Origin of the sequence: Mangrovibacter phragmitis, from assembly GCF_040429585.1 — a bacterium.
In the GTDB taxonomy this organism is placed as follows: Bacteria; Pseudomonadota; Gammaproteobacteria; order Enterobacterales; family Enterobacteriaceae; genus Mangrovibacter; species Mangrovibacter phragmitis.
Map to the genome: position 1 here is coordinate 1,671,220 of NZ_CP134782.1, position 18,977 is coordinate 1,690,196.

At 46.4% G+C, this 18,977-nt stretch carries 19 protein-coding genes, 3 tRNA genes and 2 pseudogenes; 8 read left to right on the forward strand and 16 right to left on the reverse strand.

The genetic code is table 11. The features are described from left to right. Nucleotides 1-40: 40 nt before the first annotated feature. Nucleotides 41-1,030 (reverse strand): arabinose ABC transporter substrate-binding protein, encoded by a 990-nt coding sequence (locus MPHASIOC01_RS07915; RefSeq protein WP_064594246.1) that lies wholly within the window; start codon nucleotides 1,028-1,030, stop codon nucleotides 41-43. 1,009 nt (nucleotides 1,031-2,039) lie between these two features. On the opposite strand from MPHASIOC01_RS07915, the gene MPHASIOC01_RS07920 reads away from it, so the two are divergent. Further along, nucleotides 2,040-2,537 (forward strand): non-heme ferritin-like protein, encoded by a 498-nt coding sequence (locus MPHASIOC01_RS07920; protein WP_064594248.1) that lies wholly within the window; start codon nucleotides 2,040-2,042, stop codon nucleotides 2,535-2,537. A 138-nt stretch (nucleotides 2,538-2,675) separates the two neighbouring features. Here the strand turns inward: MPHASIOC01_RS07920 and MPHASIOC01_RS07925 are convergent, their stop codons facing one another. From MPHASIOC01_RS07925 to MPHASIOC01_RS07935, 3 genes are all read right to left on the reverse strand, one after another. Beyond that, nucleotides 2,676-2,924 carry a DUF2766 family protein gene (locus MPHASIOC01_RS07925; protein ID WP_064594251.1) on the reverse strand — a complete coding sequence of 83 codons (249 nt, stop codon included), beginning with the start codon at nucleotides 2,922-2,924 and terminating at the stop codon, nucleotides 2,676-2,678. Between the two features lie 426 nt (nucleotides 2,925-3,350). Continuing rightward, nucleotides 3,351-3,434: a stress response protein AzuC gene (gene azuC / locus MPHASIOC01_RS07930; protein ID WP_156518996.1), complete on the reverse strand. Its 84-nt coding sequence runs from the start codon at nucleotides 3,432-3,434 to the stop codon at nucleotides 3,351-3,353. Nucleotides 3,435-3,748: 314 nt separating this feature from the next. After that, the gene (locus tag MPHASIOC01_RS07935; RefSeq protein WP_064594256.1) at nucleotides 3,749-4,384 is read right to left on the reverse strand and encodes an RpiB/LacA/LacB family sugar-phosphate isomerase; all 636 of its coding nucleotides are present in this window, start codon (nucleotides 4,382-4,384) and stop codon (nucleotides 3,749-3,751) included. Nucleotides 4,385-4,764: 380 nt separating this feature from the next. Here MPHASIOC01_RS07935 and yecR point away from each other — a divergent pair, with 380 nt between their 5' ends. The 3 genes from yecR to MPHASIOC01_RS07950 all read left to right on the forward strand — a co-directional run bounded on the left by yecR (nucleotide 4,765) and on the right by MPHASIOC01_RS07950 (nucleotide 8,910). After that, entirely contained in the window at nucleotides 4,765-5,097 is a 333-nt protein-coding gene (yecR, locus tag MPHASIOC01_RS07940) for a YecR family lipoprotein (protein WP_064594258.1), read from the forward strand. Between the two features lie 277 nt (nucleotides 5,098-5,374). Next, complete coding sequence (locus MPHASIOC01_RS07945) at nucleotides 5,375-7,309, forward strand: bifunctional diguanylate cyclase/phosphodiesterase (RefSeq protein ID WP_353614305.1); 1,935 nt, start codon at nucleotides 5,375-5,377, stop codon at nucleotides 7,307-7,309. Nucleotides 7,310-7,449: 140 nt separating this feature from the next. Then, nucleotides 7,450-8,910 carry a TrkH family potassium uptake protein gene (locus tag MPHASIOC01_RS07950; protein ID WP_064594259.1) on the forward strand — a complete coding sequence of 487 codons (1,461 nt, stop codon included), beginning with the start codon at nucleotides 7,450-7,452 and terminating at the stop codon, nucleotides 8,908-8,910. On the opposite strand, the gene MPHASIOC01_RS07955 is transcribed toward MPHASIOC01_RS07950, so the two are convergent. Continuing rightward, entirely contained in the window at nucleotides 8,887-10,389 is a 1,503-nt protein-coding gene (locus MPHASIOC01_RS07955; RefSeq protein ID WP_064594262.1) for an ATP-binding protein, read from the reverse strand. The genes MPHASIOC01_RS07950 and MPHASIOC01_RS07955 overlap by 24 nt on opposite strands. Nucleotides 10,390-10,391: 2 nt before the next feature. Continuing rightward, the gene (locus MPHASIOC01_RS07960) at nucleotides 10,392-11,108 is read right to left on the reverse strand and encodes a response regulator transcription factor (RefSeq protein WP_064594264.1); all 717 of its coding nucleotides are present in this window, start codon (nucleotides 11,106-11,108) and stop codon (nucleotides 10,392-10,394) included. Between the two features lie 212 nt (nucleotides 11,109-11,320). Between MPHASIOC01_RS07960 and MPHASIOC01_RS07965 the strand changes: the two are divergent. Beyond that, nucleotides 11,321-11,454: pseudogene (locus MPHASIOC01_RS07965) on the forward strand (ferritin); the annotation flags it as partial. 135 nt (nucleotides 11,455-11,589) lie between these two features. On the opposite strand, the gene MPHASIOC01_RS07970 reads toward MPHASIOC01_RS07965, so the two are convergent. From MPHASIOC01_RS07970 to yqfB, 3 genes are all read right to left on the reverse strand, one after another. After that, nucleotides 11,590-11,829 carry a YecH family metal-binding protein gene (locus MPHASIOC01_RS07970; protein ID WP_353614306.1) on the reverse strand — a complete coding sequence of 80 codons (240 nt, stop codon included), beginning with the start codon at nucleotides 11,827-11,829 and terminating at the stop codon, nucleotides 11,590-11,592. A 575-nt stretch (nucleotides 11,830-12,404) separates the two neighbouring features. After that, complete coding sequence (locus tag MPHASIOC01_RS07975; RefSeq protein WP_064594268.1) at nucleotides 12,405-13,280, reverse strand: dihydrodipicolinate synthase family protein; 876 nt, start codon at nucleotides 13,278-13,280, stop codon at nucleotides 12,405-12,407. Between the two features lie 20 nt (nucleotides 13,281-13,300). Then, nucleotides 13,301-13,618, reverse strand: a complete 318-nt coding sequence (yqfB, locus tag MPHASIOC01_RS07980; RefSeq protein WP_064594271.1) for a N(4)-acetylcytidine aminohydrolase — start codon at nucleotides 13,616-13,618, stop codon at nucleotides 13,301-13,303. 385 nt (nucleotides 13,619-14,003) lie between these two features. Here yqfB and MPHASIOC01_RS07985 point away from each other — a divergent pair, with 385 nt between their 5' ends. Together MPHASIOC01_RS07985 and MPHASIOC01_RS07990 are read left to right on the forward strand one after the other, a co-directional pair. Continuing rightward, complete coding sequence (locus MPHASIOC01_RS07985) at nucleotides 14,004-15,161, forward strand: iron-containing alcohol dehydrogenase (RefSeq protein WP_064594273.1); 1,158 nt, start codon at nucleotides 14,004-14,006, stop codon at nucleotides 15,159-15,161. A gap of 300 nt (nucleotides 15,162-15,461) precedes the next feature. Beyond that, nucleotides 15,462-15,887 carry a DUF805 domain-containing protein gene (locus MPHASIOC01_RS07990; protein ID WP_353614307.1) on the forward strand — a complete coding sequence of 142 codons (426 nt, stop codon included), beginning with the start codon at nucleotides 15,462-15,464 and terminating at the stop codon, nucleotides 15,885-15,887. A 453-nt stretch (nucleotides 15,888-16,340) separates the two neighbouring features. On the opposite strand, the gene MPHASIOC01_RS07995 is transcribed toward MPHASIOC01_RS07990, so the two are convergent. From MPHASIOC01_RS07995 to MPHASIOC01_RS08005, 3 genes and pseudogenes are all read right to left on the reverse strand, one after another. Beyond that, nucleotides 16,341-16,730, reverse strand: a complete 390-nt coding sequence (locus tag MPHASIOC01_RS07995; RefSeq protein WP_064594278.1) for a type II toxin-antitoxin system death-on-curing family toxin — start codon at nucleotides 16,728-16,730, stop codon at nucleotides 16,341-16,343. Next, a complete protein-coding gene (locus MPHASIOC01_RS08000) occupies nucleotides 16,727-16,948 on the reverse strand; it encodes a type II toxin-antitoxin system Phd/YefM family antitoxin (protein WP_353614308.1) in 222 nt (73 codons plus the stop codon). The genes MPHASIOC01_RS07995 and MPHASIOC01_RS08000 overlap by 4 nt, the downstream gene beginning before the upstream one ends. A gap of 79 nt (nucleotides 16,949-17,027) precedes the next feature. Further along, nucleotides 17,028-17,240: pseudogene (locus MPHASIOC01_RS08005) on the reverse strand (DNA methylase); the annotation flags it as partial. A gap of 58 nt (nucleotides 17,241-17,298) precedes the next feature. Here MPHASIOC01_RS08005 and MPHASIOC01_RS08010 point away from each other — a divergent pair. Next, complete coding sequence (locus MPHASIOC01_RS08010) at nucleotides 17,299-17,862, forward strand: hypothetical protein (protein ID WP_353614309.1); 564 nt, start codon at nucleotides 17,299-17,301, stop codon at nucleotides 17,860-17,862. Between the two features lie 80 nt (nucleotides 17,863-17,942). On the opposite strand, the gene MPHASIOC01_RS08015 is transcribed toward MPHASIOC01_RS08010, so the two are convergent. From MPHASIOC01_RS08015 to pgsA, 4 genes are all read right to left on the reverse strand, one after another. Continuing rightward, nucleotides 17,943-18,029: transfer RNA gene (locus tag MPHASIOC01_RS08015), tRNA-Leu, on the reverse strand. A gap of 8 nt (nucleotides 18,030-18,037) precedes the next feature. Further along, a tRNA-Cys gene (locus tag MPHASIOC01_RS08020) sits at nucleotides 18,038-18,111 on the reverse strand. 48 nt (nucleotides 18,112-18,159) lie between these two features. Next, nucleotides 18,160-18,235 (reverse strand) — tRNA-Gly (locus MPHASIOC01_RS08025). Nucleotides 18,236-18,381: 146 nt separating this feature from the next. After that, nucleotides 18,382-18,930 (reverse strand): CDP-diacylglycerol--glycerol-3-phosphate 3-phosphatidyltransferase, encoded by a 549-nt coding sequence (gene pgsA / locus MPHASIOC01_RS08030; protein ID WP_064594287.1) that lies wholly within the window; start codon nucleotides 18,928-18,930, stop codon nucleotides 18,382-18,384. Nucleotides 18,931-18,977 lie beyond the last annotated feature (47 nt).

Genomic DNA, 18,977 nt, shown 5'->3' on the forward strand with positions numbered 1-18,977 from the left:
TAAACGGGCGTTCTGCACGCCCGTTATCTACCTGGAACGATTACTTGCCGCCCAGGCCTTTTTTAGCCAGTTCTTCTTTGAAGTTGTCACGCGTTATCAACACAACATCGGTGACTTCGGTAAATTTCGGTGGTTCAACGCCTTTGGTAACCCAGTTGTAAAGCATTTGGCTGGATTTATAACCATGCACATCCGGGCTGGGAAGCAGGGAGCCATAGAAGCCGGTTGCTTCTGCTTTAGACAGTTCGTTAACTGCATCCACCCCGTTGATACCGATACCAATTACGTCCTTCGCTTTGAACCCCTGGCCTTCAGTTGCCCGCACGCCGCCAAGTACTGTATTGTCGTTCATCCCGACAATCAGCCAGTGTTTAACTTCCGGGTGCTGCACTAATAATGAGTTACCGGCATCAAAAGCCCCCGGGATATCATTAGATTTTGTTGGCACCTGGTAAATTTGTTTAGCAGGGAAACCCGCTGCTTTCAGTGCATCCATTGAGCCAGTAGTTCTGCGCCGGGCAGTGTCAAGTTCATTAGCAGTGATAGCCATCACCCCAGTTTTACTGACATCCCAGCCACGTTTCTGCATCTCTTTGTACAATTCCTGCCCCTGGCGCTCACCAATTTTGGTTGCCGCCATCATAACCAATGGAACAGAAGTCATCGGTTTACCTTTGGCATTCACAAACTGGTCATCCACAGCAATCACTTTCATACCGTAGCCGCGAGCTTTTGCCACAATGGCAGGGCCCAGTTTTGGATCAGGGGTACAAATAACAAAACCTTTCGCGCCATTTGCCGCCAGGCTGTCAATAGCATTCAGTGTTTTCTCACCATCTGGCACGGCAATTTTAATCACTTCAAAGCCAAGATCCTTGCCTGCCTTGTCAGCAAAACGCCACTCAGTCTGGAACCAGGGTTCTTCCGGCTGTTTTACCAAAAAACCCAGTTTCAGATTTTCCGCCATAGCGGATTGTGACATAACTGCAGCAAGGCCAATTGCCGCCAGCGCTTTAGTAAATTTGTGCATGGTAAACTCCAGCATTTATTTTCTTGTGTGCAGGGTTGTGAACAGAAAATGTTCTTTTTTTCAAACGGTAACAGCGAAACAAAGTTTTTTAGCCCGAAACGCTGATAACGCAAAATAGTTTTAGCGGGAAATTAAAAATCCATAAGAGAGCAAAATCACACAGCTGAATTTTAGTAATTCTGTACATAGATTCAGCAAATAAAGGCATAAAAAAACGTCAATATGTATGACAAATAAGAACATGCTGAGCAGAAAAATCCATATGCTCAGCAACGAAATCCCTGTTACGTGTTACTCAATAGCAAACCTAATCTGTTCCTTGCTTCAGATTAGGTTTGCATATATTGACCACAAGAACGCGCACAATCATCTGCAAGATATTTCTCATAATAATTAATTAAATTTTTACAAAAAATTATCATTGATACAGAGAAAAGCTTTTCAGCACATTATATTTTACCGCGCGAATTTCCATTCTGTTTTATAAGCAAAACACTGCGGCATGGCACAGACGCATACAGGATAATAATGTTAACCAGAGTTAATTTATTTATTACGGTGGCTAAAACACTTTAATAATAAACAAACAACAAGTAATAGCCTACTCAAATAATCAGAAAATATCAGCAACCAGAAAGAAATAAACTAATTATTATCAATACGATACAACACAAAGCACACTTGCATTACAACAACACACTCACTTATTAGCCCGCGAATAGTACACCGAGTAAATAAAGTAATTAATCGTAAAAACTCACATTGAGAGTATCCTTATTTTAAATATGGCTGTATGCTAAGAAGAGTTAAACAAGGAATAACTGCTGATATGCATTATCCAGTTATGTTGAGGGCGATGGTACAGTGAACTGTTATGCCATTGCTCAGGCGATGATGTTTAAAATAATGCCGTAAAAAATAGATTCAGCTGATGATAAGCCTGCAGCATTTATTCAGTTTCTTCGTGAATTAGCAAAATCACAGGTTTCCAGAAAATAAGGATATTGTTATGGCCGTAACTGATATTGTTTCGAAGTTGAATGTACAAATGAACCGTGAGTTTTACTCATCTAACCTTTACCTGCAATTAAGTGCATGGTGCATTGAGCACGAACTGAACGATACTGCGCACTTCCTGAGAACCCAGGCGCAGGGGACGGTAACACTGATGATGCGTTTTTTCGATCATTTGAAAAAAATGGGAGGAAATCCGGTAGTGCAACCAATACCTAGTGGGTTAAAACCCGGTTGCAACTCACTGGCAGTGTTGTTTGAAAAAATGTTAAATGACTACCGTTTCCGTGCCGAAAACCTGGTTCAATTGCAGGATGAAGCAGTAAGCATCAATGATATGTCCACGCTGTTATTCTTGCAGGAAGTTGAAAAAATCCAGCGTAAAAACGGTGCAGTGTTAGTGAAAATGCTCGCGATGGTGCGCGAAGCTGATGCATCGGGAATGTGCCTCATGCAAACCGACCATATTCTGGCTAAGGCTGCAACGGCATGATGCATGATATGTAAAATGCCATAAGCAGCAGTGCAGGACACCCTCACTTAATTCCATCAGGCCAACCCCAAACCTCTCCCCGGGGTTGGTCATTTTCAATACAACCTGCCAGCAGAACACCCCTTATAACCCAGGGCTTTAGTGCGCATCGGTTGAGCGGGAAAACTTAAGTTCAATCAATGCAATGGCTTTTTGTACCGCACGCAATGTAACCGGATCAGCTGAGGGGTGACCAGCAAAGTCAATAGAACGAAGTTGCGTTGCCATTTTTTCCCGAACTTCCACAGGAGCGATAACATCAATGACATCCAGTATTTGTTTAATCACTAACTGGCATGCAACCACATCAGAAACCAGTTCATCTTCTTTGCTAAAGGAGCCAGACATTATTTTTTCCTCGTAAAAGCGCATATGGTACCGGGATACGGGTCAAAACGGTAGTTCAGCAGGAGAAATCCGTGTGATGGCAGGATAATGTCGGTATTTAGTTGAAGCAGTTCGCTAACAAGTGAGTGGAATGGCGGTATTTTTATTTCTTTATTGCGTATTACAACATAACCCAGCTACGTTCGCCGGGTTTAGCAGGCGGGAAACTTGAAGATATCAGCCCGGAAGCCCTCCGGGTAATTGAACAGAGGGTCGGCTACCCTTATGAGAATTGCTGGGGTAAAAGCAAATTGCTCAGTAAAGATAAGGCAAATACTACTGGCTCTGCATTCGCCGCTACGTCGGCTGTTTCATCACGCCATTCGTACCCTGTGATGCAAGCCGGGCATAAAAAAACCTGCTTCATGATGGAGCAGGTTCTTTTTATCAAAACATTGCGCCCGGCGGGACGTCTTTGAATGTTTTGCAGTAGTTTTCAAACATGCTTTTCAGAATGCGACGCAGACGCAGCTTCATGGTCAAACCTCATATATGTTATGCAGGTGTTGCTCTATCCGCACATATAATATGACCACCATCACAAAAATCAACTGATTTGTGATGCGCATCACAAAAAACCTCAAACTACACTATGCAATATTATTGTGACGGTACTGAACCATGAAAATCGCTAACAGAGAGCATATGACAAGGTATAGCTTTTTATCAGGTAGCAAGCCGTACTCAATACCAGGCACAACTGCATAACCACGCGGCTTCGAATGATTGTTTGAGGCATGAAAAAAGCCAGCATAAGCTGGCCTGCGAAATCATCGTATTGTTACTTAGCCAAGGAGTTCACGAACAAACGCTTCAATTTCTTTATCCTGGCAATGCTCAAAGAAACATTTCTGGAAACGTTCGCCAGACACCGCTGTTTTAACCAGTTCAGGATCCACTGCGCGTAAACCTTCCAGGTAATCTTTTACTAAAGCACCTTTCACCTGGTTGAGAATACCAGCGTTACGCACTTGTGGCTCTTTACGCTCTGGTGGGTAACCTTCACCTTTACGGCCAGTGAACGCTTTTTCAAAAATAAAGCGCACATTCAGTTCAGCACCCCACCCAAAGCCTTTAGCGAAAGGTAAAGAAAGCGCGTTACCATTGTTGATCTGGGCAAACAAGAAAGCATCTGCCGGATCAATACAGTAACCGCAAACCACTCCCGGGTGAATGTTCAGCGACATCAATGCGCCCTGGCCTGTGCCACACCCCGTCACAACGAAATCAACCGCTTTTGAGTTCAACAGCAGGCTTGCCATAATACCTAAATGAATATAGGTCAGGTGGTGGTCTTGTTCATCGCTCATGCCCACGTTGAAAACTGACAGACCTTTTTCATCAGCAACCGCGTTCAACTCGTTAAGGACGACGGCATTCTTGCTTGCCTGACTGTTTTCCATCATCAGTGCAACTTTCATTCTATTCTCTCCTGAATCGTAGCGTGGTTAACCCACCAGATTTGCGACTTGATGAGTTAACAATACCACTCCATGAACATACTTTCAAATTTAATAAAATATTGTTTTAAAAATTACAATCTGGTTCACAATTTACTTCCATGATACCGGTAATGCAAGCCATTTACGCAGAACAGACTGTCATGTTGCCTGCCCTATCACTCACGGAAAACACCTGCTTTAACCTGTTCATCAGGCAAGGCACAACGCCCTGATGCCTGCTCCACAGCCATCACATATTGAGTAATAACTCACTGGCAGAGCCCTTTTCCCCTTTATTCAGTCGATTGCCCCGACTGCCAGTCACCTACAATCTTTTTTATTTGTCACAGGCACTCGGCATGAGAACAATAATTTTAGCGGTTTTATGTGGGTTGGTAGCGGGTTGTACCATAACGAAGACACCTGAATTTGTCGGCGGTGACCGCACCAGTGGAGTTGTCCGCCTGGCCTATGACCTGCCGCCACTGCAAAACGCTCGGGTAGATCAGTACATGGCGCAGAATAACGCGAACAGGGCCTGCCAGGCATGGGGTTATGCCACAGCGCAGTCATTCGGTAACCCAATAACCACCTGTACGACAACCAGTGCGTCTGAGTGCCTGAATGAACAAGTAACAACATCCTGGTTATGCCAGGGACAATTGATTCAGAGTAATACAGCAGGCTATTAAGAGAGAATACCCGCTTCCCGTCACCAGGTAGTGGGCACCGCTCCGTGGCTAAGCACCGTTATAACCCGCATTAGTCACATTTTCTGAATGTTATCCGGTTTACCCGGGGATAGCACGGAAGCACTAAAGCAGTGTGTTCTTTTAAATTGTGGACCTTATCAGCCACACTTTACGCACGGCATCTATACTTAAACCTGTCCAGGGAAGTCGTTTTTCAGGTCTGATGACATTAAAAAAATCATTATGTTACAAGCCGCATTACGGCCCGGATGACGACATGAATGAAGATAATGAACGCCAGAAATTCTACTTACTAGAAAGGAATAAGCTCCTTTATGGCAATGCCTTTAACGGGCTGGCAATTAGCGGGTTGGCAGCCCTTACGCTGACACTGAGTTTTCTTACGCCAGAAAACCGCGCGGGAAAAATCACCTGGCTTACCGTGATGCTGGTTATTTTGGGTTTACGCTGTATTGGTATTTTTATCTGGCGTCATCTTCCGGCAGATCAACAAGGTGAAGGGCGTTACCACCGGCGCTTCAGTATTGGCGCCTTAATTACTGCAACCGTCTGGTCTGCTTACAGTCTGTGCTTCTACCAAAGCTTCAGCTCGGAAGAATTTACCTGTCTGGTGATTATTTTATCCGCCATGGCAGCGGGGGCAACCTGCATACTCTCGGGCCATCCATTGCTGGCGACCTTGTACTCCTGCATAATGTTACTTCCCTGCTCACTGATTCTGTTGATGTTTTCAGACAGTTATAAAACTCACCTTGGGTTCCTTGGTATTTTCTTCACGCTGGCAATGGTGTTTTCAGCGCTTACAGTCTCCCGTTATATTCGCAACGCAATTTTTCTCAAATACAAAAACCAGACCATGCTGGAACATATGGAAGACCTGGTGCGCCAGCGCACTCAGGATTTATACAAACTTTCAAGGATGGACCCATTAACAGGTCTGTATAACCGCTCAACTTTTCTGGAGCAGGCAAACCAGTTGACGGCACTGTTCCACCAGCAGCGTATTGATGGTTATAGTGTTTTTTTTATTGAACTGGATAGTTTTAAACAAATTAACGATACCCTCGGACATACATACGGCGATGCGCTCCTGCGCAAATTCAGTGACCGCTTACGCGAATTTTCCGATGACAATACCTGGTTTTGTCGTTGGGGCGGCAATGAATTTATCTTTGCCACTGCGCTGACCGACCCCGGCGAATTATACTGGATAGCTGACGCTATGCTGGTGCGGTTTAGCATGCCATACCGCGTTAATGAACAACAGATTACCCCTCGTTCAACCATTGGTATTGCCGTCTGCCCAGAGCATGGCGATAACATAAACAAGTTGATTCAACTGGCCGATATTGCGATGTACGCGCAACAAGATCACGTCCATGAACGTATCGCGTTCTACAACAAGTCACTGGAGCACAACCTGCTGCGCCGCACAGCGTTACTTGAAGCGTTGCGCTCAGCACTGGCGGTCGGGTCCCTGAGCCTGGCATTACAGCCTATTGTCAGCGCAGACAGCCAGCGTATTGCTGGCTTTGAGGTGTTACTACGCTGGAAGCACAATGGCGAAAACATTTCTCCGGCGGAATTCATTCCGCTGGCGGAGCAAAGTGGATTGATTGTCCCTGTCGGCTATTGGGTGCTGGAGCAGGCCTGCCAAATATTGACCGTAATACCTCACGCCACCGCCAGTCTGTCAGTCAATGTTTCCGTTATCCAAATACAGGATCCACATTTTGTCACCAATGTGGAACAATTGCTTAATAAACATAATATAGCGCCCTGGCGACTGCACCTGGAAGTGACAGAAACGTTCTTTCACCAGGCGCAACATGGTGTGAAAGAAACAATCAGCCGTCTACACCTGTTGGGAGTGAAAATTTCTATTGATGATTTTGGCACGGGCTACTCCAGTCTTTCCGTGATTCAGAACCTCAATATTGATTACGTAAAAATCGACCGCGCCTTTGTAGCTAACATCTTCGAGAAAGGTCAATCGATTGTTGCCGCGGTAATGACCATTGCCCACGGGCTTAATTTTCAGGTGGTTGCTGAAGGTGTGGAAACGCCTGAACAAGCCGCGCAGTTGGCTAAGCTTGGCGTCCATTTTATGCAAGGCTATTACTTCAGCAAACCCGTTCCCGTGAAACAGGCGCTGGCGTTATTACCACAACAAAGACAAGACAGTGCCTGATGCAGGTTGTTGATTTGATGAGCAGACGCACCACAATAGCATGTTGAGGAGCAGATTTGTGTTATATTCCGCATTCTTTATTGTCAGCGTTATTGGCTTTCCTTTCCGAATGACGCGCTGTTTTATGGCATGACGCAGCTATGCAAATCTCATCACGCACTAAAATTGTCGTTCATTTATGTGGTTTTCTGGTTCTCCTTTATAGTCTTTCGATGATCCCTCCCATGCTGCTGGCCCTGATTGATAAAGACCGCAGCCTGTTTGCATTTTTAATCACTTTTGTCTGTTTTTCCGTGCTGGGTGGTTTTTGTTGGGTTACCACGCGCCAGGAAAATGTACAACTTAAAACACAGGATGGCTTCATTATCATCGTCCTGTTCTGGTTACTGTTTTCGGTCATCAGCGCCATGCCTTTATGGCTTAACGACAGTCTGCATATCAGTCTTGCTGACGCATTGTTTGAAGGTGTTTCCGGAATAACAACCACGGGTGCATCGATATTCAATAATGTCAGTCTGTTACCCCGTTCCATACTGTATTATCGCGCCCAGTTGAATTTCATTGGTGGCCTGGGCGTTATCGTACTGGCTGTTGCTGTACTGCCTTTACTGGGTATTGGGGGAATGAAACTTTACCAGTCGGAAATGCCCGGCCCATTTAAAGAAGAACGGCTGACACCAAGGCTCGCCGATACATCACGTAATCTGTGGTTTACCTATTTGCTGCTTGGGCTGGCCTGCACCATTGCCTACATGTTTGCCGGGATGCCGTGGTTTGACGCACTGTGCCATGGCTTATCGACCGTCTCGCTGGGAGGGTTTTCTACCCGTAGTGAAAGTATTGGTTTTTTTGACAACCAGACAGTCGAACTGGTGGCCGGGGTTTTCTCACTACTGTCAGGAATCAATTTCACCCTCTACTTTGTTGCCATAATACGCCGCAGTATTCAGCCTTTTCGCCGTAACCCTGAATTGCGTTTTTACTTTACTGTTGCCGCTATTCTGGTCACCATCGTGGCCTTCGAAGTCTGGCGGGCCGGGATGTACTCACCAGGAGACTCGCTGGTTCATGCCTTTTTCCTCACCAGTTCAATGCTTACAGATAATGGTCTGGCTACCGGGGATTATGCCCACTGGCCCACGCACACAATCGTGTTACTACTCTGTGCCAGCTTTTTTGGCGGATGTGTCGGCTCTACCTGTGGCGGGCTGAAAATGATGCGCCTGCTGATTTTACTCCGCCAGAGCCGCCATGAATTACACCAACTTGCCCATCCGCGCGCGCTAATCAGCATTAAAGTAGGAAAAACCGTAATGAGCGACCGGGTTGTTCGCTCTGTGGGGAGTTTCTTTTTTCTCTACGTGGCCTGTACCTGTCTGTTCATCTGGTTACTGAATTTAATGGGCTACGACTTGCTCACTTCATTTGCGACCGTCGCCGCCTGTATCAACAACATGGGCCTGGGTTTTGGAGCGACGGCCAGCGGGTTCGGCGGGCTGTCAGAGGGCGCAAAATATTTGATGTGCGCTGCAATGCTGCTTGGCCGCCTGGAAATCTACCCGGTTCTTATCTTGTTTTCACGCACCTTCTGGCGCAGTTAATGCCCCCGGCTGGCTTTGCGTTGCCAAAGGTAGCGTAAAGCGGAAGCAGGCTCCCGGGCAGGGAACCAGCTCAATCCGGCTACCATGCAACTGCAGAATTTGGTGAACCACCATCAACCCCAACCCGCCCCGGGACAAGCTTTCCCCTTTCAGCAATGCCGGGCGGGTAAACAACTGACTACGTTTCTCTGACGGTATACCTGGCCCGTTGTCAGCAACCTCAATCGTAACATTTTCTGATGACAGCCAGGCGCGGACTGCAATTGTGCTCCTCTCCGGCGTATGGCGAATCGCGTTATCCAGCAGGTTCGTCAGCACACGTTCAATCATGCCCATATCCGCACAGACCACTGGCAGCCCGGCAAGTGGCTCAACCTGCAAACGCTGGTTACGTGTTTGCGCCGCCAGCGTCATTTTTTGCATCACATCCTGTACCAGATCTTCCAGAGAGAACGGCGTTTTATCCGGTGTTATCACGCCGTACTCCAGGCGAGCCAGCTCAAACAACGACTGCGCCATTTGGCTCACTTTGCGGCTTTCTGACAACGCGATTTCCAGATACTGACGTTTCTCTTCATCCGAAAGGTTGTCACTCAGCAACAGGATGGATTCAATATAACCGTGGATGGCGGTAAGCGGTGTGCGTAAATCATGAGAGACCGTTGCCAAAAATGCCCGACGTTCCTGGGTCTCCTGGGCAAGCTCAGCCCACTGACTGGCAATTTTCGCCTCCATCAGCGTGACCCCTTGCCACAGGCTTACCAGTTCCTGCGCCATACTACGGGTATCAGGTTCTTCAGCCGGTGTAACGCGTGGTTGCGCCAGACTGATTTGCCTGACCCGCCTCTCCAGCGCCCTGACGGGCCTGGCAACCCAATGATAAGTCGCGCCCCCCAGAATCAGCAGCATAATAAGCAGTAACACCAGAGAAGCTGCAACCATGACACCAATATTATGCTGCCAGGCCATGGCATGCAGTGCGCTGTAATGCTCTCCTTGCAGGATAACGTAGACATACCCGCGAACTTTACCCTGGGTAATAAAAGGGGCTGCACTGAATACTTTTTTCCCGTGTAGTTGACGGGGATCATCACCATAAACCGGGAACGGGTCGCCATGCAAAAAAGCAGTTACCGGCTCAACAGACACTTTCTGGCGCTTAAGATGCCCGGGTGGTGCGGCATCGTTAATGATCATCCCCTGGGGGTCTATCAGGTATAACTCCACATTTGGGTTAACCGCCATCAGGTTATTAAACAGCGCCCGGGTTTGTTCCCCTGCCATACCTTCATCCGCAAGGCGGGGATACTGGCGTACCAGATGTTGTGCCAGCCCGGCAGAAAGCTGCTGAACAACTGCATTACCGTAGTTACGCGTCAGCGAAACCTGAACACCAGCCAGCAATGCGCCGCCGGACACTAATAATAAGAGAAATAGCGCAGCCAACCTGCGTGATAACGTGCCAAATAGCCGGGTCATTCTCAACCCTCACTGCCTGGCGGCAGAAACTTATATCCCTGCCCCCATACAGTGACAATTAACTGTGGTTGTGACGAGTCAGTTTCTAATTTAATACGCAGGCGGTTAATGTGCGTATTCACCGTGTGTTCATAACCTTCATGCTGGTAACCCCACACCTGGATCAATAAATCCAGCCGGGAAAAAATTTCCCCAGGATGACGGGCGAAGAAATAGAGCAAATCGAATTCACGCGGTGTCAGATCCAGCAACTGTTCGTGCTGTGTTGCCTGGCGGCTTAGTGGGTCCACCGAAAGCCCGGAGAAATGCAACACCCCGGCGTCGCGTTTGAGTGTATCGCTCATGGCTTGCTGACGGCGAAACAGCGCATTAAGGCGGGCTAACAATTCAGGCGCCGAAAACGGTTTAGTCACGTAATCGTCAGCCCCCAGATTCAGCCCCTGAATGCGTTCAGTTTCCCCTGAGCGGGCACTGACGATGATAATGGGCATATAGCGTGCCTGAGTCCGTGCCTGGCGGCAAATCTCAAGGCCATCAATTTCAGGTAGCATCAGATCAAGAATCAGCGCATCCCAGCCGCCGCGGTTAAGTAACTGCACGCCACGCGCTCCTTCAGTTGCGAGCGTTGTTTCATAGCCCGCGTTGCGCAAATGTAGTTGTAACAAACGGGCAATATGGGGGTCATCTTCAATGACTAATACGCGCCTGGTCTCACTCATGAGGCCTCCTGCTTACCAATATCCCCTGAGTTTACACAAATCCTCATCGCAGATTTATCACATTTTATTTAACTTTACGCCAGGTCGCTTATGCGGTTGCCTGGCGAAAAAATGCCATTTATTCCCCACACAACCGGGAAATAAATGCATCTTATTCTTTTTTTATTTTATGAGTCATTATCAGTCCCACCGATAATGAACAGGTGTCTGTGGCAATAACCACGCAGGATTATCCGATATTAACTTCCTGCAATGGTATGTTGCTGAACAGGCCGAGGAAGAGAAACTATTTAAATCTGTTATTGATAAACTACGCCTTGTTGGCAACAGCGGTGAAGGGTTGTAATTCATTGATAAGGAACTGGCCACGCTGGATACCCAAGCCTGCTTCATAGCATAACACGATGCCAGTAAGATGATACTTGTGGGCATCGTAGTTTTACAGGTATGCGACCATCCCTTGTTTTGCGTTAATGCATTCTTAATGCTGGCAAATTTTATCCGGGCTTGTGGTAAAGCCCTGCCCTTCATCAATGAACTTCCCTTTCTGCGCCAGAAAAGCGACCAGGGCTTCAGCATCAAGGTCACGGGCAGAACAGGTGTGATACCGAGTCTGCTCGCCAAATTTTTCTTTGATTGCTGCTACCAGCGTTGCTGCAGTCCAGGCTGTTTCTGACCCCAGCATCATCTTCAATACTTCATGACCATGAACAGATTCCATCAAATATGCCTCATCAAAAATGAAGGATTTTACGTAATAACACCGACTACAGCGTTGCGCCAGAACAAAGAATGAAAGAATGGAGAAAACCCGCCAGTGTAAAAATTTCCGTTAGGTTATAAAATACAGAATGGAATATGGGGTGTTTTTTAAATAAAAAAACTGGCAGTTCGACATCGAAACTGCCAGCCAATCACAAACAGAGATATTGAGTAGGCTCTTCCTTAAGTCGAACTATTTATACAGGCTGACACCATACAGGTTCAACAAAATATTTTTGTGCCATAGCCTGATTAATCAAATTAAAGAAATTTGACCATAAAAAACATATGGTTAAATACAAAAAGCAATATAGGTATCACTATATAATCAATAAGAGGTATTGTGTATCCCACTAATGTTTTATCAGCCATTATCATTCATTGCGCTTACATAAAAAACAAACCAATAATCACATAATATTTAATCTGCAAGTAATCACAGGCGATATCATTTTAATCATTACTTAATGCCCATCTACATAAATTATTCAGGGCACAGAAGTGCCCCGGAATACAATGTGACTAAAAGCAGCTTTACCACCGGAGCAACGCCATCACAGCCTGAATATCAGTCAGTACATTATCTGCCACGGGTTGAAGTGGTCGGGGAAGACCATCACAAGGCGTTATTCCGGCCAGATGTGCCATAGCGGCGACTACTCGCAAGCTGCCATGCTGCCGGAACAGCTGCCATACAGGTTCAAGCTGCCTGTTTATCTCCTCTGTTTCTGCCTGAGCGCTGCGAAACAATGCCTGGCTAATCGCCGGATATAACCCGGCAAGTACGGAATACCAAATATCAAAACCCCCCGCTATTGCAGCCCACGCATGAGCATCGCCGCTAACGCCTAAAGTGACCCGCTCAGGTAACAGACCACGCCAGTACTGTGCAACACGGTTAGCTTCACATTGTTCTGCAGCGATACCCGGTAATTTAATCGAAGCAATATTGGGCAACCGGGCAATTTGTGTGAGCAGCTCATCACTAAAATCAAAATGAGTGGTACGTGGGTTAACGTAGACACAAACAGGTACAGATGACGCCTGGCTTACTGTTTCATACAGCCCAAATACTTCTCTGTCGGATAAGGGCTGGTAAGATAACGGAGCAAGCAGAACAGACGAAGCTCCTGCATGTTGGGCGTCATAAAGGTGTTGTAAAACATCACGCTGGCGATTGGCCCCAATTCCAACCATCACAGGGGTACCTTGTGCGGCTTCAACCGCCAACTTCACCAACAGAGCTCGCTCTTCGCGATTAAGATAGGCGTAGCTTCCTGTCGAACCCGCCACACAGATACCATCAATTTTCGCCGCAGAGAGTTGGCTAATAATCTGTGTAAATGCCCCTAAATGAAGTTGTTGTTCATCAAGTGGTGTTAATGGAAATGCGTACAGACCTGACAGCATAGTAACTCCTTCATTCAAGGTTACCCTTCGTCAATACGGCGAAAAGAAATCACATACAATTGCTGCTCACCCGGATATATCTGGCTGATAACATCCTGTAATTCTGCCAAAGACATATTTTCCTGCCTGGCATGGTCATTTGTTAAATCTCCAGGGGCGACAGGCACAACAGAAATGACCTCGATAGTGCAAAAAATGCTGCTATCGTCTTCGTACCCTACACGTAATTGTTCACCAGGGTGAAAATGTGATTCTGTTTTATCGCGAATAGTAATTATTTTCTTATCGCTTAAGATATCGGCGGCAAAGCGCCGGTAAAAAGTGATATCAGGTTTCATCGTTATCCTTATCAGGCAGACTCAGTCTATTCCGGCGAGTTTTATTACGTAATTACACTATGTTACGCCACTTTCATCTCTGCCGACGTACAAATTATGTAAATAATAATGCCTCACATTGTTAAAATAACCACTTATTTTGTGAGGATGTTCACGGTTATCCTTGCTTAATCCCTTTACATTGCGTGGGCATGTTCAGCCAGCGTTGCTGCTATAACGCAAATATTCTCATTTAAAACAGTGGGCTGCATAACTATTGCCGCAGTAAAGCAATAGCTGTAACTCAGTTTGCAACAGCATCCGGCCTGGGATTTTTGCTAACAACGGAAGGTACCGCTGCCTGTGCACCATGTTATTACTCTCATTAATGAACAGGGGAAGATCAATGTCGACATATTATTTCCTGCCCACCCGTAATGTATTTGGCGAAAACAGTGTTCAGGAAGCCGGGGTTCTGGCAAAAACACTAAATGTTAAAAAGATCCTTATTGTTACCGATGCTTTTTTAGCCAAAAACGGGATGGCAGACAAAGTTGCGGCCATTTATAAAGATGCCGGAATTGATGTGCATATTTTTGGCGGCGCAGAACCCAACCCGACTGATAAAAATGTGGAAGAAGGCATCACCTGTTATCGCGAACATGGATGTAACGCCATTGTTTCTCTGGGTGGCGGTTCTTCTCACGATTGCGCAAAAGGCATTGGGTTGCTTGCAGCAAATGGTGGCAATATTCGTGACTACGAAGGGGTTGATAAATCCAAAAACGACATGATCCCGTTAATGGCGATTAATACTACGGCAGGTACTGCCTCGGAAATTACACGTTTTTGTATTATCACTGATACAGAACGTAAAGTGAAAATGGCCATTGTTGACTGGCGTGTCACCCCGCAAATTTCTATTAATGACCCGGTACTGATGGTCGGCATGCCTCCTTCACTGACTGCTGCAACCGGTATGGATGCCCTGACCCATGCTATTGAAGCTTATGTGTCCACTATGGCGAACCCACTGACAGATGCTGCGGCGCTGAAAGCCATCACCATGATCACCCAGTACCTGCCTAAAGCCGTCGCTAATGGCGAATATATGAAAGCCAGAGACAATATGGCTTATGCGCAATACCTGGCGGGTATCGCATTCAATAATGCCTCTCTGGGATATGTGCATGCTATGGCTCATCAGTTGGGAGGTTTTTATAACCTGCCTCACGGGGTATGTAACGCTATCCTGCTGCCTTATGTCGAATCATTCAATTTGATCAGCAACCTGAACCGATTCCGTGATATAGCCGAAGCAATGGGAGAATGCGTTGAAGGCCTTTCTACTGATGAAGCTGCGGCAAAAGCTATCACAGCAATTCGCCGTCTGAGCAAACAAGTTGGTATCCCCGACTCACTTAAGAGCCTGGGTGTTAAACCAGAAGATTTCGCCATTATGGCTGAGAATGCGAAGAAAGATGTTTGCCAGTTGACTAACCCGCGTAAAGCCACCAAAGAACAGGTGATTGAACTTTACCGCCAGGCGTATGAAGGCGAATAACCCGAATTCTGTATGGGCTTATTACCTATGATAATAAAAAGACCTGATGCCTGGCGTCAGGTTTTTTATTGTCTTTGACTTTACACCTCCACGACATATCAATATTTTCTACTAATTAGCAAAGTTATAACGAAATAATAAAGATATATACATCATCACATCCCAGTTTATCGAATTTTATTCGACTTTCATAAACAACAAGAAGTACACTTACACGCTTATAGTTAGTTCGCGTTACTAACTGTATGCAAGAATAAAGTACATAGCAATATTGTCTTATAATAAGAAAGGATGCTAAGAGTGGGTAAATTGTTAAGAAATTATATTATTTGTTTAAAAAAGTATTTCACCTTTAAAGGCCGTGCCCCACGCGCAGAATTTGTAACATTTACATTAGTCAACCTGGTGCTGGAATCAGTCCTCAAATTGTATAGTCCGGATTATTATATTCTTTTGGATATCTTTCTGTTCATTCCAGGATTAACTGTATCCGTTCGCCGCCTTCATGATCTCAATCAGTCAGGATTACTCATCCTCGGGCCAATAGGTTTTGCCTTTGTAGGTTTTATTGCTTTGTTATTCAGTTATTCTTCGGCCACCAGTATCCCAGGAACCGTTATGCTTCTTCTGTCTGTCGTATTCACTCTGGGTTTGTTCATCTGGTCGCTGTTTTATCGCGGTACCAAAGGGAATAATCAATATGGTGAAGATCCGTTACAGTGTTAGGGGAATCCCCCCGAACAACCAGTGCTGCAGTAAGTAGAATTTCCCCCAGGGCTGAATGCAGGAGTCTGATCTGGGGAATATTCTTGTGCTACAGCCGATTATTATTGGGCACAGCACGATAATAATGGCAATGCGATATGCACACTTTGCCCCAATTCACCTTGATGCTGCAGTAGCGTTAAATCCGTTTGGTAGTATTTCAGAAAGTGCAGTGTTGGAAACCGATAATTAGTATCGCCACACTGCCCTGCCCCCGTTGCGGGAGACTGCCCCCGCCACCTGCGCGCATCACACTTGCGTGTTTTTGTGCAGTGGTGGAACTGGTCGCGGGCAGCGCCAGTGCAGGCGGTGCGGGTGCTCTTCGGGGGTAAAAAATTGTGCAATTCTGTGCACTATTGCGCGACAGAAAAAGAAAGCCTGGAGGGAAGAAAAGCCGCCTCAAAAGGCAGCTTCTCAGATTAGTGGGGGATTAACGGAAAGTCGGCGCAAAACAGAAGCAATATCACCGCTACTCAATGATCCCATCGCTGCGGATACTGTCAGCTCTTCAAGTTCGTCACCTTCATCTCGGATATCAATGTCGTTGCGCTTTAAAAAAGCCATCGCAACGAAAAAGGCAGTTCGCTTATTGCCGTCATTGAAGATTTGACCACGGGAAATAGCGACAAGATACGTTGCAGCGAGTTCGTGAATATCCTCAACGCCTTCATAGTAAAGCTGGTTCTGAACACGATAAATGATCGCTTCTGCTCTTCCCGGCTCTGGCATTCCCTGAACGCCAGGCAAAGCTGCAAGCAGACGGTCATGAAACGCTATCACCTCCTGAGCGCTAATCCATTTCATCTGTCGGCCAGCGCCTTAATAGTTCGACCATGCCGCCCCATAATTTCGGCAAATTCAGCATCCAGCTTTGCCTTCTGCCACGCGTTGAAATCATCCCGACTGATAAGCACAGCGGCAGAGCCATCGCGACGAGTTATTTCAACAGGCTCGCCAGCCGTAGCCGCTTCCATTACCTCGGCAATATTTTGCCGGGCCTGAGATATGGTATAAGTTCGCATATAACCTCCTTTGATGTACGTTTTAAATGTACAACATAGATGTACAACATAGATGTACAACAGGCAACGGTAAAAAATATTACTCTGTGTCAACCTCGTTAAGCGCCACCATGATCGCCAGCCTTTCAGCAGGTGTAAGGGCTGAATATTTCGCGCACCAGCGCTCAACCTTGCGCTTTATACGGTGCCGATCGTTGTAGTCTTTTCCGGCAAACGTGTGGGAATATGCGCGCCCTTCCGGGTAGTTCATCCAGATTTTTTCTGTTCTCACGCCGCCGCGTGTCTTGGCTCTTGAGCCCCGTAAGGACTACAGAAATTACTCGTCTAAAGTGCATATCCTTTTTGGGAAAATGAAATCTGAAAATATAAAACCTGAACATATCAGGCAGTATATGGATAAGCGGGGAGTTAAGAGTCGTGTACAGGCTAACAGGGAAAAAGCATTTATGTCGCGGGTAGTTAGGTGGGCATATGAGCGAGGTAAAGTGAAAATGAATCCATGCCAGGGAGTAAAGCAATTTAAAGAACAGGCCTGGACAGAACACCTGCATAAAGCAATTCAATCTGCTGAGTTACTGCTGCTGAACGCTGGAATGAGCAGTATTTATGTACTGCACCAACCGTCAGGATTGCGTTATACAAGAGCCGCATTCAAGGCGCAGTGGATGAAAGCTAAGAAAATGGCTAAAGAAAAATATCGGGATATGGATTTCCAATTTACATGCCATGATCTGAAAGCTAAGAGTATCTCCGATCTTAGTGGTTCCCTGAATGAAAAACTGGAAATATCAGGCCATAAAAATGTAAACCAGACTGCTCGCTACAACAGGAAGATTTCGATAGTACCGATGATCGGGGGGCTGTATTGCAATCTTACAGTGACGAAATCGAATGGCGAAACAATGGTGAAATGAGATTTGAGCCATAAAAAAACCGCCTGCTTGGGCGGTTTTAACGACACTGCTTTTCATTGATTTTATTCTTGATTTTCCCATGGTACCCGGAGCGGGACTTGAACCCGCACAGCGCGAACGCCGAGGGATTTTAAATCCCTTGTGTCTACCGATTCCACCATCCGGGCAGGGAAATTGGAGGCGCGTTCCGGAGTCGAACCGGACTAGACGGATTTGCAATCCGCTACATAACCGCTTTGTTAACGCGCCAAATTTTTGCCTTTATAGCTGATAACCGCTTTCGCCATTATCGATAACTGGAGCGGGAAACGAGACTCGAACTCGCGACCCCGACCTTGGCAAGGTCGTGCTCTACCAACTGAGCTATTCCCGCACATCGAAATAAGATAATCATTTGATTTTCTTACTAACCGGCGAACCGTGCCGCCGTTCGATGCGTTGCATTCTACTTACCTGACGCACTGAGTCAACGAAATTTTCTCATTCCCTGATCGTTTGCTGAATTTTGCGCCGAATAGATCACGGTTCGAGCAAATCGCCGCGCGCAGCGTTCAAATACTGGAACATTGACCAGAAAGTCAGAATGGTGGCAATGAACAGCAACCCAATACCGGTATATTCGACCCAGGCATTTGGCCGCCAGAGCATACCAATCAGCGCCAGCATTTGAGCCGTAGTTTTGACTTTACCTACCCATGAAACAGCAACACTGCTGCGCTTACCAATTTCTGCCATCCACTCACGCAAAGCAGAAATAATGATTTCCCTGGCTATCATCGTCGCCGCTGGCAGTGTTACCCACCAGCAATGGTAATACTCCGCCACCAATACCAGTGCTGTCGCCACCATGACTTTATCGGCCACTGGGTCAAGAAACGCGCCAAAGCGTGTACTTTGGTTCCAGAGACGGGCAAGAAAACCGTCGAACCAGTCGGTCACTGCGGCGAGGCAGAAAATAAATGCACACAAAAATGGTGCCCATTGGAACGGCAAATAGAACGCCAGAACAAAAAACGGGATCAGGATGACACGAAACAGCGTCAATAATGTTGGTATATTAAATCGCATAGCGTCGCTAACTGTTTGTCGTAAGTGAGAATTTGCTCTATGTTGCT

Excerpts from the sequence above, each read along its gene's own strand:
- MPHASIOC01_RS07915 (WP_064594246.1), bottom strand. The coding sequence starts at position 1,030 with ATGCACAAATTTACTAAAGCGCTGGCGGCAATTGGCCTTGCTGCAGTT.
- MPHASIOC01_RS07920 (WP_064594248.1), top strand. The coding sequence starts at position 2,040 with ATGGCCGTAACTGATATTGTTTCGAAGTTGAATGTACAAATGAACCGT.
- MPHASIOC01_RS07925 (WP_064594251.1), bottom strand. The coding sequence starts at position 2,924 with ATGTCTGGCTCCTTTAGCAAAGAAGATGAACTGGTTTCTGATGTGGTT.
- MPHASIOC01_RS07935 (WP_064594256.1), bottom strand. The coding sequence starts at position 4,384 with ATGAAAGTTGCACTGATGATGGAAAACAGTCAGGCAAGCAAGAATGCC.
- yecR (WP_064594258.1), top strand. The coding sequence starts at position 4,765 with ATGAGAACAATAATTTTAGCGGTTTTATGTGGGTTGGTAGCGGGTTGT.
- MPHASIOC01_RS07945 (WP_353614305.1), top strand. The coding sequence starts at position 5,375 with ATGAATGAAGATAATGAACGCCAGAAATTCTACTTACTAGAAAGGAAT.
- MPHASIOC01_RS07950 (WP_064594259.1), top strand. The coding sequence starts at position 7,450 with ATGCAAATCTCATCACGCACTAAAATTGTCGTTCATTTATGTGGTTTT.
- MPHASIOC01_RS07955 (WP_064594262.1), bottom strand. The coding sequence starts at position 10,389 with ATGACCCGGCTATTTGGCACGTTATCACGCAGGTTGGCTGCGCTATTT.
- MPHASIOC01_RS07960 (WP_064594264.1), bottom strand. The coding sequence starts at position 11,108 with ATGAGTGAGACCAGGCGCGTATTAGTCATTGAAGATGACCCCCATATT.
- MPHASIOC01_RS07970 (WP_353614306.1), bottom strand. The coding sequence starts at position 11,829 with ATGGAATCTGTTCATGGTCATGAAGTATTGAAGATGATGCTGGGGTCA.
- MPHASIOC01_RS07975 (WP_064594268.1), bottom strand. The coding sequence starts at position 13,280 with ATGCTGTCAGGTCTGTACGCATTTCCATTAACACCACTTGATGAACAA.
- yqfB (WP_064594271.1), bottom strand. The coding sequence starts at position 13,618 with ATGAAACCTGATATCACTTTTTACCGGCGCTTTGCCGCCGATATCTTA.
- MPHASIOC01_RS07985 (WP_064594273.1), top strand. The coding sequence starts at position 14,004 with ATGTCGACATATTATTTCCTGCCCACCCGTAATGTATTTGGCGAAAAC.
- MPHASIOC01_RS07995 (WP_064594278.1), bottom strand. The coding sequence starts at position 16,730 with ATGAAATGGATTAGCGCTCAGGAGGTGATAGCGTTTCATGACCGTCTG.
- MPHASIOC01_RS08000 (WP_353614308.1), bottom strand. The coding sequence starts at position 16,948 with ATGCGAACTTATACCATATCTCAGGCCCGGCAAAATATTGCCGAGGTA.
- MPHASIOC01_RS08010 (WP_353614309.1), top strand. The coding sequence starts at position 17,299 with ATGAAATCTGAAAATATAAAACCTGAACATATCAGGCAGTATATGGAT.
- pgsA (WP_064594287.1), bottom strand. The coding sequence starts at position 18,930 with ATGCGATTTAATATACCAACATTATTGACGCTGTTTCGTGTCATCCTG.